The organism is Nocardia sp. NPDC003999, assembly GCF_053604885.1.
This window is the reverse complement of the sequence record NZ_JBSGIB010000030.1, coordinates 21,114-34,316: the sequence shown is the minus strand read 5'-3', so window position 1 is coordinate 34,316 and position 13,203 is coordinate 21,114. Positions and strand designations below refer to the sequence as shown.

Annotated in this window: 19 protein-coding genes; 3 read left to right on the top strand and 16 right to left on the bottom strand. The window is 66.6% G+C overall.

The annotated features are described in order from the left end of the window. Positions 1-395: 395 nt before the first annotated feature. The 3 genes from ACWESM_RS33965 to ACWESM_RS33955 form a co-directional block, all read right to left on the bottom strand. Positions 396-1,118 carry a TVP38/TMEM64 family protein gene (locus ACWESM_RS33965; RefSeq protein WP_452495260.1) on the bottom strand — a complete coding sequence of 241 codons (723 nt, stop codon included), beginning with the start codon at positions 1,116-1,118 and terminating at the stop codon, positions 396-398. Positions 1,119-1,389: 271 nt separating this feature from the next. Beyond that, positions 1,390-1,599 (bottom strand): hypothetical protein, encoded by a 210-nt coding sequence (locus ACWESM_RS33960; RefSeq protein ID WP_195046694.1) that lies wholly within the window; start codon positions 1,597-1,599, stop codon positions 1,390-1,392. Next, the gene (locus ACWESM_RS33955; RefSeq protein WP_364437589.1) at positions 1,596-1,838 is read right to left on the bottom strand and encodes a hypothetical protein; all 243 of its coding nucleotides are present in this window, start codon (positions 1,836-1,838) and stop codon (positions 1,596-1,598) included. The genes ACWESM_RS33960 and ACWESM_RS33955 overlap by 4 nt, the downstream gene beginning before the upstream one ends. Positions 1,839-2,438: 600 nt before the next feature. On the opposite strand from ACWESM_RS33955, the gene ACWESM_RS33950 reads away from it, so the two are divergent. Both ACWESM_RS33950 and ACWESM_RS33945 read left to right on the top strand, forming a co-directional pair. Beyond that, positions 2,439-3,449, top strand: coding sequence for a helix-turn-helix domain-containing protein (locus ACWESM_RS33950; protein ID WP_364437586.1), 1,011 nt, complete (start codon positions 2,439-2,441; stop codon positions 3,447-3,449). Beyond that, a complete protein-coding gene (locus ACWESM_RS33945) occupies positions 3,439-3,645 on the top strand; it encodes a DUF397 domain-containing protein (protein WP_364437583.1) in 207 nt (68 codons plus the stop codon). The genes ACWESM_RS33950 and ACWESM_RS33945 overlap by 11 nt, the downstream gene beginning before the upstream one ends. Positions 3,646-3,755: 110 nt before the next feature. Here ACWESM_RS33945 and ACWESM_RS33940 read toward each other — a convergent pair whose 3' ends face one another. The 10 genes from ACWESM_RS33940 to ACWESM_RS33895 are packed head-to-tail and all read right to left on the bottom strand — an operon-like array spanning position 3,756 to position 9,059. Continuing rightward, positions 3,756-4,055, bottom strand: coding sequence for a gas vesicle protein K (locus ACWESM_RS33940; protein WP_355079762.1), 300 nt, complete (start codon positions 4,053-4,055; stop codon positions 3,756-3,758). Continuing rightward, positions 4,048-4,263 (bottom strand): gas vesicle protein, encoded by a 216-nt coding sequence (locus ACWESM_RS33935; protein ID WP_355079760.1) that lies wholly within the window; start codon positions 4,261-4,263, stop codon positions 4,048-4,050. The genes ACWESM_RS33940 and ACWESM_RS33935 overlap by 8 nt, the downstream gene beginning before the upstream one ends. Beyond that, positions 4,260-5,045 carry a GvpL/GvpF family gas vesicle protein gene (locus tag ACWESM_RS33930; protein WP_397276751.1) on the bottom strand — a complete coding sequence of 262 codons (786 nt, stop codon included), beginning with the start codon at positions 5,043-5,045 and terminating at the stop codon, positions 4,260-4,262. The genes ACWESM_RS33935 and ACWESM_RS33930 overlap by 4 nt, the downstream gene beginning before the upstream one ends. Next, positions 5,042-5,425, bottom strand: a complete 384-nt coding sequence (locus ACWESM_RS33925) for a gas vesicle protein (RefSeq protein WP_356960757.1) — start codon at positions 5,423-5,425, stop codon at positions 5,042-5,044. The genes ACWESM_RS33930 and ACWESM_RS33925 overlap by 4 nt, the downstream gene beginning before the upstream one ends. Continuing rightward, positions 5,422-5,751, bottom strand: coding sequence for a gas vesicle protein GvpO (gene gvpO / locus ACWESM_RS33920; RefSeq protein ID WP_452495258.1), 330 nt, complete (start codon positions 5,749-5,751; stop codon positions 5,422-5,424). The genes ACWESM_RS33925 and gvpO overlap by 4 nt, the downstream gene beginning before the upstream one ends. A gap of 22 nt (positions 5,752-5,773) precedes the next feature. After that, positions 5,774-6,007 carry a gas vesicle protein GvpG gene (locus ACWESM_RS33915; RefSeq protein ID WP_356960761.1) on the bottom strand — a complete coding sequence of 78 codons (234 nt, stop codon included), beginning with the start codon at positions 6,005-6,007 and terminating at the stop codon, positions 5,774-5,776. A gap of 3 nt (positions 6,008-6,010) precedes the next feature. Then, entirely contained in the window at positions 6,011-6,772 is a 762-nt protein-coding gene (locus ACWESM_RS33910; RefSeq protein ID WP_452495255.1) for a GvpL/GvpF family gas vesicle protein, read from the bottom strand. Next, positions 6,772-7,179, bottom strand: a complete 408-nt coding sequence (gvpJ, locus tag ACWESM_RS33905; protein ID WP_355079748.1) for a gas vesicle protein GvpJ — start codon at positions 7,177-7,179, stop codon at positions 6,772-6,774. The genes ACWESM_RS33910 and gvpJ overlap by 1 nt, the downstream gene beginning before the upstream one ends. Continuing rightward, entirely contained in the window at positions 7,176-8,378 is a 1,203-nt protein-coding gene (locus tag ACWESM_RS33900) for an SRPBCC family protein (protein ID WP_355079744.1), read from the bottom strand. The genes gvpJ and ACWESM_RS33900 overlap by 4 nt, the downstream gene beginning before the upstream one ends. Positions 8,379-8,384: 6 nt before the next feature. Further along, positions 8,385-9,059, bottom strand: coding sequence for a hypothetical protein (locus ACWESM_RS33895; protein WP_452495253.1), 675 nt, complete (start codon positions 9,057-9,059; stop codon positions 8,385-8,387). Between the two features lie 409 nt (positions 9,060-9,468). Here ACWESM_RS33895 and ACWESM_RS33890 point away from each other — a divergent pair, with 409 nt between their 5' ends. Then, a complete protein-coding gene (locus tag ACWESM_RS33890) occupies positions 9,469-9,924 on the top strand; it encodes a VOC family protein (protein ID WP_452495251.1) in 456 nt (151 codons plus the stop codon). A 71-nt stretch (positions 9,925-9,995) separates the two neighbouring features. On the opposite strand, the gene narI is transcribed toward ACWESM_RS33890, so the two are convergent. The 3 genes from narI to narH are packed head-to-tail and all read right to left on the bottom strand — an operon-like array spanning position 9,996 to position 13,188. Then, positions 9,996-10,754, bottom strand: a complete 759-nt coding sequence (gene narI / locus ACWESM_RS33885) for a respiratory nitrate reductase subunit gamma (protein ID WP_355079740.1) — start codon at positions 10,752-10,754, stop codon at positions 9,996-9,998. Continuing rightward, a complete protein-coding gene (gene narJ / locus ACWESM_RS33880; RefSeq protein WP_452495249.1) occupies positions 10,751-11,431 on the bottom strand; it encodes a nitrate reductase molybdenum cofactor assembly chaperone in 681 nt (226 codons plus the stop codon). The genes narI and narJ overlap by 4 nt, the downstream gene beginning before the upstream one ends. Next, complete coding sequence (narH, locus tag ACWESM_RS33875) at positions 11,428-13,188, bottom strand: nitrate reductase subunit beta (protein WP_356962401.1); 1,761 nt, start codon at positions 13,186-13,188, stop codon at positions 11,428-11,430. Before narH ends, narJ begins: the two co-directional genes overlap by 4 nt. Positions 13,189-13,203 lie beyond the last annotated feature (15 nt).

The window sequence follows — 13,203 nt, the reverse complement described above, 5'->3', positions numbered from 1 at the left end:
ACCACTGCGGCATTCGTTCCACTGCGGCGTTCATGGCCGGGACGTAACTCGGTGCGCCGGTGAGGTCGAGTCGTTCGATCTCGGCGAAAACGACGGTGGTGAACCAGTCCTGTCACGACCAACCCGAGCAGTTCCTGGCGCAGTCGGTGGGCCGCCCACGCGGCGGCGAAACCGATTGCCGCCGTGATCGATACGCACAGCAGCCATATCCAGGTCGACCGCTTCGCAGTAGCACGCGCTTCGAGTCGTCGGGGTCGCGTATCCGGAAGCGGCGCTTGCCGTCTCGCGTCAGCGATTGGGGCAGGCGGTGATGGACGTAACGCGGTGTCCGAGCCGGGTTCGACCAGTACGGCCACATCTAGATCGCACAGTCGGCGCAGGTAGATCTACTTGTCCTAGTCCCCGCAGCGATCCGGCGCAGCTTCTGGCTCGCGGTTCGCGCCGCTACGCCAGCTGCGGTATCCGCGGTGCGCGGCGAAAGTTCCGATGATCGCGGTGGCGCACCAGACCGCGATGGCGGTGTAGGCGAGCGGGGCCGACAGGTCGCCGATCGATGCGCCGAGAGCGGTGTAGACGAATGCCCGTGGAGCCGAGCCGATGAACGCGCCCACGGCCATCTGCCACAGCGGGACTCCGAACGCGCCGAATACGTACGACGCCAGTGCATCCGAGATGCCAGGGACGAAGCGCTGGCCGACGACGGCCCACAAGCCGCGCCGCTCGATCTGGGCGTCGATGCGCTCGGCACGCTGCGCGCCGAGCAACCCGCGCGCGCTTTCGCGGCCTGCCCGCCGCCCGAGGAAACTGGTGATGGTCGCCGTGCCCACCGCCGAACCCAGCGTCACGAACGTCCCGACCAGCGGCCCGAACAGCAGGCCGCTCCCGGCGGCCAGCATCGGGCCGGGCACGAAGATCGCGCCGAGCACCGCCGACGCCACCAGGTAGGCGAACGGGGCCGCGGGTCCGGTCGTGGCGATCGCGTCGCGCACGCGTTCGACGTCGATCACTCCCGCGACGGCGACCAGATAGAACATCCCGAACAGGAACACGACGAACAGCGCCAGCCGCGCGATGTGCCGCCGCCGTCCGGTGCGAAAGAAGCCGTCGTTGTCCGTCATGCTGACCGCAATCCTGCCTCGAGCTGGCCGGACGTCCACGTCGAGGGTGCACAGTGCCCGGGGCCGGAGCACGGGACACAATCACGAAGCGGGGCTCTACGGTTTGAGCTATCGGCGGTGGCCGACCGGGGTGTGAATCCCGAATCTCCGCGCTTCTGTGGAAACCCGGTCGCGAACCGGCGGGGTTTGTACCCGGCTCCCTGTGCCTTGTCAGGTGCGCACCGTTCAGCTGTTGGGCGTGCGACTGGTGATCGAAGGAGCCGCCGTCGATTCAGGGTTCTAGGTACAGGCGCTCGTTCGGTAGGCGGCGTAGGCCGCTGGTGTCGGTGATCGCTACGGTTACCGCATCGGTGTAGCGGCGGGTCTGGTGTTCCTGGACGAACAGCAGGGCGGCGGTGAGGCAGGCGACGAAGTCGAAACGCATGCCGTGCAGGAATATCGACAGGCGGACGTCGGGTTCATCGGGCCGTGGGGATGTCACGGCCGCTCCGGTTCGCGGTCGCGGAAGTAGCGGAAGTCGTCACGGCTCACGATCACGGCGGTGACGAAGGTCGAGCAGGTGAGGTAGTCGCAGTCGCGATGCAGGTCTAGGGCTCGAAGTGCGTTCTTGCGGCTGGATACCGGCCAGTGTGGGTTGTCGTGGGCGAATCGGGTCCGCAGTGAATGCGGTCGGCCGTTGGCGTCGTTAGGGAAGAGCCACACGAGACCGTCATCGGGCACGGGACACCACCCGGAATCCCCGTTGGCGGTTCGGCATCTGATCCGCCCACGCTCGAATGGCCTCCAGCACAACGCGCCCCGACGGCCGATATGGTCCGCGCGGCGGCACTATCCACTGGCGGATCGCGCCGGAAGAGGCGGTGGGCGAGGGGAGTGCGATCGTCGCTCCGGACCGGGCCACGCTCACGTCCAGCCGGAACAACTCCGCAAACAGCCGGTCGTCGTCCGGGAGGTCCGCCCCGACGAGGAACGTCCAGCGGTCCGAACATGGATGTGCGACAACGGGTCCGAGGAATTCACCCCGGCTCTGCATATGGGCTTTCGTTGCTTGTCCCAAACGCGTGGGCATCGTCACCCCGCACACGTACCCGGCACGCAGGATGATCCGCCCCAACTCGGGCGGGTCGATCACAGCGGGTAGATCGCACTCGCGCCGGTAGTAGTAGCACCTGGATCGCGGTGTGTCCCCGAACGATTGCATCGCTATCTGCGCTCCCCTCAGATCTGTTGCTGGTCATGCGCCCAGGTCGGGAGAGCCCCTCCTCGGCGGGGAGGAAGAACTCTCTGCAAGACGCGCGGCAAGCAGACAAGATGCGCCCAGTGCTGGGCAAAGGAGTGTGGGAAGTCAAGAAAGACAGTTCATTTCCCAGCAAGTTGCCCGTCGATGGTGTCACCATTTCCCGGACAGGGAACTCGGACGACCTCGGGAGGGAAGGCTTGTCAGAGGACGAGACCGGCAGCACGCTGCCGCGTCGCCAACTCGGCCGCCATCTGCGTGACGCGCGAGAAGCGCTCGGCATGACGTTGATCGAATCCGCGAAGCTCATGGAGTGGGGCAAGAGCACGCTGCAACGGCTGGAGAAGGGGCAGACGGAGAAGATCAGGACGCACGACATCCGACTGCTGTGCGAGCAGTACCAGCTGGGCGACGAGCGAACTGCGGACCTGCTGTCGCTGGCCGAACAGATACCGGTTAAGTCGTGGTGGCACGACTATGGATCGTTGATCACACCAGCGTTCGATGTGTACATGGGACTGGAGTCCTCGGCAGTTGAACTCACCCAGTTTCAACCGTCGGTCGTTCCTGGCCTGCTGGAAACTGCGGACTACGCTCGTGCTCTTGATATCTTGTATTTCCCGAATGATTCCCCGGAGGAGATCGACCGCCGCGTCGAGCTTCGTCTACGGCGCCAGGGCCTGGTTGCTCGGAGGCGTCGTCCGGCAACGTTCAACGCAGTCTTGCACGAGTCCGTGCTGCGAACGGTGATCGGCTCACCGAAGGTGATGTCTGCCCAATCGCGCCACCTTGCGGATCTCAGCACACTTCCGAATGTGGATATCCGGGTGTTGCCATTCCGGGCTGGGTTGCCGGTGGGAATGTCTACCGGCCCGTTCCTGATCTTGGACTTCGATGTGGACAAGAAGGGTCAGCCTGAGGAACCTAGCGTCGTCTACGTGGAAAGCTTCACGGGAGGACTCTTTCTGGAGCGGGTCAGTGATATAGACCGGTACCGTGACGCATATGGGGTGATCCAACGAGCCGCGCTCGATGTTCAACCCAGCCGGGATCTGTTGCGTGAGTTGGCAAAGGAGTATGGACGTGGGCATTGACCTATCCGGAGAGAAGTGGTTCAAAAGCAGCCACAGCAGCGGCGGCCAGGATTGCGTGGAGGTCGCCCATCTGGCAGGCGGAATGGTCGGCGTCCGAGACTCCAAGAACCCGACCGGCCCGGCGTTGGTCTTCACGCCCGGCGAATGGGACGCCTTCACCGCTGGCGTCATGGGCGGCACCTTCACCCACCCATAGGCCCGAGAAGTCGCGCGGCATCATTCCGGTGTCATCGGACAAGATCAACGGCACATGGCTGTGGCGTTTGCCGAGAAGACCTCGCGCTCATGTGCCGTTGATCTTGATGTTCAGGGTGGGTCGCGGGGGAGGAGGGTGCCGAGGGGGCCCAGGTCGATGTTGAGGTCTTCGGGGGTGAGGCCGAAGTGGTCGCGGAGTTCTTCCATGCGTTGCTCGAGGAGCATGAGGGTGGTGCCGATGCGTTCTATCTGGGTGTCGGTGAGGTCACCCGCGTCTACGCGGCGGAGTGCTTGGCGTTCCATGAGCTGGCGGAGGAGCTCGACCAAAGTGAGGACGAGGCTGACCAGGCCGCGCTCGACGGATTCCGGGTCGGTGTCGATACGCGGTGGGATGCCGCCGAATTCAGTCATCGCCGGGTGCCTCCAGCGCGTGCAGCGGTCCGGAGAGGGTGCTGATCGAGGAGATCAGCGCCCGCAGCGAGATCTGGACCAGGTCGACGTCCGCGATGGCGAGCTTGATGTCGCCGGAGATCACCACGCCGCCGGCCAGCACCCGATCCAGCAGATCAACCAACGAGACCCGGCGCTCGTCGTCGACCTCGCGTGTGGCGCGGCTCATGCCGGTTCTCGTTCCACGCCCGCGAACGAATACGGCGGCCACGGGCCGGTGAGTTCGAGGCGGATGCCAGGGAATTGGTCGCCGAGCGCTGTGACGATGGTGGCGAAGTCGTCGGTGCGGTCGTCGTCCACGAGGTAGGTCCCGTTGAGCACCAACCAATCACGACGGCCACTCAGTGCCGGGTCGGTCAGCGCCTGACGTCGCCCCGCCGCCGCGTGCTGGAGCAGGCGGCTGTGGATCTCCTCGGCGCGCTGGGCCGCGTCGCGTTCGATGGTTTCCTGCGCGGACAGTTGCGCCCGGCGCCGGGCCAGATACGCGGCTCCCGCGCCCTTGCCTTCGCTCGCGGTGCGGGACTCGGCCACGGCGGCGGTCAGGGCGGCGCGGTCGCCGTAGGCCTTCACGCCCCACTCGGTGCGGCCGCTCACCAGCTCCAGCGCAGCGGCGAAATCCGCTCGCCGCTCGGTCAGCAGGTCGCGCACCCGGTTGTCGTCGAGGAAGACGGTGGCCAGCCGCAGCGGGACGGTCGGGCCTCGTCGCACCAGGGTCGATACGACCGCGTCGTGCGCACGGGCCGTCCCTTCCAGCCAATCGAGGTCCTCCAGATGCGCCCGCAGCGGCTGCTCCCCGAACACCTCGAGCGGCACCGAGCCGACGATCGCCGTCAACCCGTCCACGACCACCGTTCGCACCGGCTCGCCCGCGACTCCGGTCAGCTCGCCCAGCTCCTCGCCGCCGCAGCCGGGCGTCACCGCGTACAGCCAGACCCCGAGGCCCTCCGTCACGACCGCTCTTCCCTCGGTTGGCGGCGACGCTCGATGCGTTGCGGTTGTTCCTTCGCGCTCTCCAGTTCCGCGATCCGGTCGCGGAGCTTCTGATTCTCGAGTTCGAGATCGTGATCCTGCCGCTCCAGCGTGCGGGCCTTGCTGTTGAGCCACGGATCGGTCTCCCACCAATCGATGCCCACCGACTTGGCGGTCTCCAAGGACGCGATCACCAGCCGCAGCTTGATCGTGAGCAGCTCGATGTCGAGCAGGTTCACCTGGATGTCGCCAGCGATCACCAGGCCCTTGTCGAGCACTCGCTCGAGTATGTCGGCGAGGTTCGTCGACGAATGTCCGCTGTACGGCTGCGGTGCGGACGATCCGCCGGGCACCACCGTCATGACCGAGCCCTTCCGATGTCGGTGCTGCCGCGCCCGTAGCGCCTTGTTCTGCGGTAGGCCAGGAGGTTCCCGTCGAGATCGATCTCGACCTCGTAGAGCGCGAGGATGTCCGCCGACGACGGGATCCGGCGGTCCTCGAGCACCTCGATCTCCACCTGCCAGCCGTCCTCCGTCGGTTCCATCGAGGTGACGCCCTGCACCTCTTTCGACGTCAGTTCGACGAGGTTTTCCACCGCCATGGCGGCGGCCTGCGCCGGGGTGCTGGGAGGTGGTTCGTCGGCGGCCGGGTCGACGTCCTCGGAAGTTGTCTTGCGGGCCACGCGCATCACTCCTTCCGGTCGACCGCGGTCACGCCCGACGGCCGGTCATGCGATCCAGGACCGCCTGCTGCGCTTGTTTGCGTTCCTCCTCGGACAGCTGACCAGCTGCCGCGGCCGCATCGATCTCCTCGAGTTCCCGCCGCATGACGGCGGGATCTCGCATCTTCTGGTCCACCTGGTCCTGGATCAGTTCGCCCAGCCAGATCACGCCGCGGACCGGGGCGACGGGCAACGTCAGGATTGATGTGAGCACACCGAACATGCCTTACCCCTCGGGTGCGCGCTTCATGACGAAGTCGTAGGCCGCCATCGGACCGAGCAGGTTCAACTCCACTCGGCCGTCCCAGTCCTCGCCGAGCCGGCGCAGCGTCTCCTCCAGGTCTTTCTGCCGGTCCAGTTCGACCAGAACCGCGATGTGGACGGCCTCCTCCTCATGGGTGGGGTCGCGCTGGTTGACGAGTGGTTCGAACTGCTCCAGCTCGGCGACCACTTTGCGCGTGTCCTCGGCCCGCTTGGACTCGATGGCCTGATTGATCATCTCGCCGAGCGCGATTCGCTCGTTACGGGTGGCGTCCTCCGGTTTGTCACGGATCTCCCCGGCCAGCCGGGCGGCCTCGGCGTTCTCGTCGAGCAGCTCCCGGAGGATGGTGTTCTCGACGTAACGGCCTCGGACCACGAACTGCGCCCGGCCCTCGAGCTGCTCCAGAGCGGAGCGGAATTCGTCTTCGTTCGCTCCGAGTAGTTCGTTCTCCACCGCCTCGGTGTCGGTCATGACCGCGCCGAAGCGCAGCGGCAGCACCGGAGCGACGGCGGCCGATCCGTCCAGCAGTTCGGCGTGCGCGGTGAGGTCGTCGGGCGTGCCCAGCGGCCGATCCGACTCGAGCATGCTGACCAGCGCGGCGATCTCGCCGTGCCGTATCACCGATACCTCACCCGGTGGGTCGCCGACGCCGCTGGCGTGCGGCTCGGGCTCCACGTCGGCGGGCACGATGCCGTAGACGTAGACAGATGTCGCAGCGGTAGTCATCAGCCCTCCTTACGTTTGGGCCTGTTCGCCGTCTGGCGCTTGTCCTGCACGTCGCCGATGAAGTCCATGACCTTCTCGCCCGCCGCCTCGAGAGCGCCCTGCGTCTTGTGCTTCGCCAGGCCCTGGGTGCCCTCGCCGACGAGGTCGGTCAGTCCCTTCGGCTGGGTGGAGATCTCCAGCCGGTTGACGGCCTCGGCGAAACGCAGATAGGTGTCCACACTGGCCACCACGACGCGGGCGTCGATGGTCACCAGCTCGATGCCGACCAGCGACACGCGCGCGAACGCGTCGATGACCAGGCCTTTGTCCAAAATCGTATCGATCACGTCGGCCAGGCTGGAGGAGTTCGGGCGCGCCATCGTGCCCGCTCCGCCACCCCCGCCGCCGCCTGCGGGTTCGATGGTCATGCGTTTGCTCCTCGCTTCTCACGCGACCGGCGAGGCGCCGCGCTGCGGCGGCGGGCGGCGGGTCGACGGCGAGGACGCCGATCTTCGTCTTGCTCGTCCTCGTCTCGCTCGTCCGTCTCTTGTTCGTCGGTCTCTTGTTCTTCCTCGTCCGGCTCCTGCTCGTCCGGCTCTCGTTCCGTCTCCTCTTCTCCCTGATCTTCTTCGGACTTCTCCTCTTCCTCGCGGCGCGCGGTCTCGTCGTCCTTGACGACCTTGCTGTCGTGGATTTCGCCGTGCCAGCCGACGATGTCGTCGGGATGCAGTACGGACTCGGTCATCACGTGCCGCTCGAAGTGCTTCAGTTCCAGGCGGCAGCGGCGGCCGGCCGCGCGCCAGATGTTGGCGGTCTTCTCGAAGACTCCCTTGGGGTGGTACTCCAGCACCACGAGGATGCGGGTGTACTGCGGCGTTATCTCGTGGAAGGTGACCGCGCCGTCGATGTAGCCCTTGTGCCCCTTGGAACGCCAGACGATCCGCTCGAACGGCACCTGCTCGAGAATCGTGGATTCCCAGGTACGCCGCGACCAGAACACTTTGCCGGTCCAGCTGAGCTTCTCGTCGGAGACCTGTTCCACTTGCTCGAGCTTCTTGGTGTACTTCGGGAAATCCGCGAACTGGGTCCACTGGTCGTAGGCCAGGTGGATCGGGACGCCGACGTCGATGTGCTCGACGATGTTCGTCAGCTTGATCTTCTTGCTGCCGCCCTTGCCCTTGCCACCGGTGAGCGATTCCTTCACGTTCTCGAACTGCTCGCGCAGTGAGTGACCGAGCTTGGTTTTGCCCATGCTCATGGCCGTGCTCAACGGCGAAGAGCCACCGGCGAGCTTCTGCACGCCGGTCAGCGCCGCCAGCAGGTTCCCCCCGCCGCCGCCCTCGGCGTACTCGTTCAATCGGCCCGCGGTCTTCGACACCTGGTTCGTGAGTCCGGTCACCGCGCGTTCGGTCAGCGCTCCGGTGAGGTTCTGCAACGACTGCTGCAAAATGCCGGTCGGCGTGGGCGGCGGCGCGTTCTTCTTGGCGGAAGATCCGGCCTTCTTGGCGGAGGCTCCCGCCTTCTTCGCGGATGATCCCGCCCCGGTCGCGGCTTTGGCAGCCCGGCCCGCCGTATCGGCGGCTACCTTGCCGACTCCTTCCGTCGCGTCACGCAAAATCTTCGCCATCGCCGGTCACCTCCTCGTGCGGCGCACGGGGGCCTGGCCGGCCTCGGCGCGAGTACGGCGGCGGCCGGAAGTCCCGGACGGCTTACGATCCGCGGAGTCGGACGAACGGTCGGCGGTCCGCGAGCTCGCTCCGCGCTTGGCGGTGGTGCTCGAACGGCGAGTGCGCGTCCGCGCGGCAGGCCGCTCGGTGTCGTCCTCTTCCTCGCCCCGCTCGGAATCGTCCTCGTCCTCGGGCTCTTGTTCTTCCTCTTCGTGCTCGTCCTCGGGCGTTCGATCTTCGTCCTCGTCCTCGTCCTCGTCCTGGTCCTCGTACTCGTCCTCGGGCTCTTGCTCCTGGTCCTCGTACTCGTCCTCGGGCTCTTGCTCCTGGTCCTCGTACTCGCCCTCTTGCTCTTCGTCCTCGTACTCGTCCTCAGGCTGTTGCTCTTGCTCTTCGTCCTCCTCATCCGCCTCCTGTGAGCCGCGTTGTTCTTCGCCCGCCAGGAGCGTCGTCCCCTGCTGTAACCGGTTGCTGAGCGCGTCCATGCGGTTGCTCGCCGCGGTGACCGCGGCCGAACGCACCGCGCCGAGCAACTCGTCGCGCACGGTGTCGGTGATCTTGGTCAGCTCCGGCGTCGATTTGAGCAGCTCCGTGCCGCGCTCGAGCAGTTCGGCGGGTGTTCCCGCGGATCGTCTCGCCATCGCGGCTCCCGCCAGCGTCATCGCGAAGCGCATTTTCTTCGTGCGGCCGAGCAGGTACCCGAGGCCCACCCCTAACGCGATTCTTGCTCCACCTTTCATTGCTCACTCCTTGCTCGTCTCCGCCGCCACGGCTTTGCTGAGCCGGGGCGGCGAGACTTTGACGTCCCCAGAAGTGGGATAGACCACATGGCAGCGGCCAAACTTCAGCGTATGCCTGGTTACCCGATGGGTCGATGGGTTCTGCCTGCGGAAAGCTGGGAACTCGCAGGCTGGCGAACCTGTTTCAGCGATCACTCGGCGGTAGAGGTCGAAAAAAAATTTCGAGAAACTTCGCGAACTGTGTCGAAGGCGAGCGAGCGGCCCCGACCAGTGGGTGACAGCAAGTCACGCCACAACACAGGAGCACATCATGTCCGTCAACACGTTCCTCTGGTTCGACAACGCCGCCGAGGAAGCCGCCGCCCTGTACGCCGCGGTGATCCCGAACTCGCGCGTGGCCGAGGTCTCCCGCAACTCCGACGGCTCGGCGTTCATCGTCTCGCTGGACCTGGACGGTCAGGCGGTCACGCTGATGAACGGCGGACCGGACCACCCGCACACCGATGCCGCATCGCTGCAAGTGGTCGTGGACACCCAGGACGAGGTCGACCGCCTGTGGGACGCGCTCACCGCGGACGGCGGCGAGCCCGGCCCGTGCGGCTGGCTGAAGGACCGCTACGGCCTGTCCTGGCAGGTGGTGCCCTCGGCGCTGCCGAAATTGATGAGCGGTGACGATCCCGCGAAGACCATCGCCGTCGGCACCGCCTTGCGGTCGATGTCCAAGCTCGATGTCGAGGCTCTCCAGAACGCCTACGACAACGCCTGATCAGGCGCCGGGAACGCCGAAGACCCCGCCGGGACGCCGTTGTCCGGGCGGGGTCTCGCGCGACGGCGTCGTCAGCGCCAGCGTTCGGGGGTCACGGGCGCGTCCCACGCGCGGGCGTAGCGGCGCTTGTCGGGGGCGTCGTATTCCTTGCTGCGGTAGACCACGTACGGCCGCACCAGGTAGCCGACCGGCGCACTGAACATGTGCACGAGCCGGGTGTAGGGCCACAGCCCGATCAGGGCGAGCACGACCAGCCCGTGCAATTGGAAGGTCCACGGGGTGTCCACCATGAGCTCGGGTTGCGGGGTGAGCGTGAACAGGCTGCGGAACCAGGGCGAGACAGTCTCGCGATAGTTGTAGGTGCCCCACAGCAGGTTGCTGCCCCAGGTGTTGAGCAGGCCGGTGACCAGTGCGGCGGTCAGCAGCCCGTACATCAGCTTGTCGTTGCCCGTGGTCGCCTTGCGGACGGCGGGAACGGTGAATCGCCGGTAGAGCAGGATGCCGACACCGGCCAGCACGGCCAGCCCGGCCAGCGACCCCGCCGCGACGGCGACCACGTGATACACGTGCTCGGAGATCCCGACCGCCGAGGTCCACGACTCCGGGATGAGCACGCCGAGCACGTGCCCGCCGAACACCCCGAGCATGCCGAAGTGGAACAGCGGACTGCCCAGCCGCAGCAGGCGGCTCTCGTAGATCTGCGAGGAACGGGTGGTCCAGCCGAACTGGTCGTTGCGGTAGCGCCACAGGTGCCCGAGCACGAAGGAGGTGAACGCGACGTACGGCAGGATCAGCCACAGCGCGACCGGCAGATGCGGGGATGCGTTCATCGTCGGCCTTCCGATCCGTCGAACAGGGAGGGGTCCATCGTGAAGGGCTCCAGCCCGACTTCCTCCTCGGGCGGGCCCTGGGCGGCGAGTTCGGCGATGCGCCTGCGGTCGGCGGTGGTGGGCGGCGGCAGCGTCGCCCCGATCGCCCCGAGCACTCCCGCGTAGGGGGAGTTGTTGTCCGACAGCGAAAGTCGCAGCAGCTCCAGCACCGGAACGTGCTCGCCGAGCAGCCGTTCGCCGCCGATCGGGTCGACGGTGGCGGCGAACTCCAGCAGCACCGGCAGATGGTCGGGCAGTTCCTCGTCCCCGAGTTCGACACCCGCGTGCCGGTAGGCGTGCTTGAAACGCAGCAACGCCATTCCGCGCTTGCGCGTGTCGCCGTAGGCGTAGAAGGTCAGGTGCAGGCTGGCGCGGCGGCGCATGTCGAAGGTCGCGACGTAGGCGGCCGCGAGTTCCAGCGGCGGGGTGGTCCGCAGGTAGTCGAGGCATCCGCTCAGGTGTGTGCGCACCTCGTCGGGTAGATCGGCTGCGGCGCTGGTCAATTGGTCGATCATGGCCAGTGTTTGCTCGGTGGGGTAGTCCAGCAGCAATGCGGCGATTCGCCACACCAGCTGGCGGTCGCGCTGGGCGAGTTCGACCACCGCTTCCGGGCGGCGGCGCAACTTCAGCAGGCTCATCGCCCCGCTCCGCTCGGCGCGGAGGCCGGATCACCCGCGACGCTGCCCGAGCCGTCGCCGTTGCCCGCGCCGTGCCCGTTGCCTGCGAGCCCGTCGCCTGCGCCGTTCGCGTGGCCGTTACCCGAGTGCCCGTTGCTCGTGCCGTCGGCGTGCCCGTTGCCGTTCGCGGCGCCATTGCTCGGCACCAGGCCCTCGGTGCTCTTGCCATCCCAGTTCAGCAGGTTGATCCGGGACGACTTCTGCTCCGGCGCGGCGTCGTTGGCGTCGGTGAGATGGAACTTCTCCACCATCTGATCGAACGCCGTCATGCCCGGACCGCCGTCGGTGTCCAGGCTGCACCCGGTGGCGAGCGAATCCAGTTCGTGCGCACGGGCTCCCGCGCCGCTCGGGATGACATAGCGGTGCTCGTACTTGGCGATGGCCAGCAGCCGGTACATCGCCTCGATCTCCTCGGGCTCCAGCCGCACCGACGGCGCGATCGAGGGATCGGGCTCCTCACCGAGGTTCACCGACCGCATGAACGAGCGCATCGCCGCGAGGCGCTGCAACGAAGCGCGCACCGGCCCGACCTCGCCCGCGGTGAACAGCTCGGCCAGGTACTCCACCGGAATGCGCAGCGCGTCGATCGCGCCGAACAGGTTGGACACGTTCTCGCCGTCGTGGCCGGTCTCGCTGAGCACGTCGACCACGGGCGACAGCGGCGGCACGTACCAGACCATCGGCATGGTGCGGTACTCCGGATGCAGCGGCAGCGCGATCTGATAGTCCACGATCAGCTTGTAGACCGGCGAATCCTGGGCGGCCTGAATCCATTCCGGCGAGATCCCGGCCCGCTCCGCCTCCGCGATCACCCGCGGGTCATGGGGATTGAGGAACACCCCGAGCTGCGACGGGTAGAGATCCTTGTCGTCGGTTACCGACGCGGCCTCGAGCACCGCGTCGGCGTCGTAGAGCATGACGCCGATGTAGCGCAGCCGCCCGACGCAGGTCTCCGAGCACACCGTCGGAATACCGACCTCCACGCGCGGGTAGCAGAAGGTGCACTTCTCCGCCTTGCCCGTCTTGTGGTTGAAGTAGATCTTCTTGTACGGGCAGCCCGACACGCACTGCCGCCAGCCGCGGCACTTGTCCTGATCCACCAGCACGATGCCGTCCTCCGCGCGCTTGTAGATCGCGCCGGAGGGGCAGGACGCCGCGCAGGAGGGGTTCAGGCAGTGCTCGCAGATGCGCGGCAGGTAGAACATGAAGGTCTCTTCGAACTCCAGTTTCACCTGCTCCGACAGCTTCGCCAGCAGCGGGTCCTTGCCGACCTGCTCGGGGCCGGAGCCGAGGTCGTCGTCCCAGTTGGCGCCCCAGGTGACCTGCGTGTCCTGGCCGGTGATCAGTGATTTGGGCCGCGCGACCGGCGTCGTGTCGACCGGCGGGGAGGACAGCAGGTTGTCGTAGTCGTAGCTCCACGGCTCGTAGTAGTCCTCGACCGTGGGCAGATCCGGGTTGGCGAAGATGTTCAGCAGCCGCTTCAGCCGGGAGCCGGACTTCAGGGTGAGCTTGCCGCGCTTGTTCAGCGTCCAGCCGCCCTTCCACTTCTCCTGATCCTGGTACTGCCGCGGATAGCCTTGCCCGGGGCGGGTTTCCACGTTGTTGAACCAGACGTACTCGGTGCCGCCGCGGTTGGTCCACGCCTGCTTGCAGGTGACCGAGCAGGTGTGGCAGCCGATGCATTTGTCCAGGTTCATCACCATGGCCAGCTGTGCCATGACGCGCATGTCAGT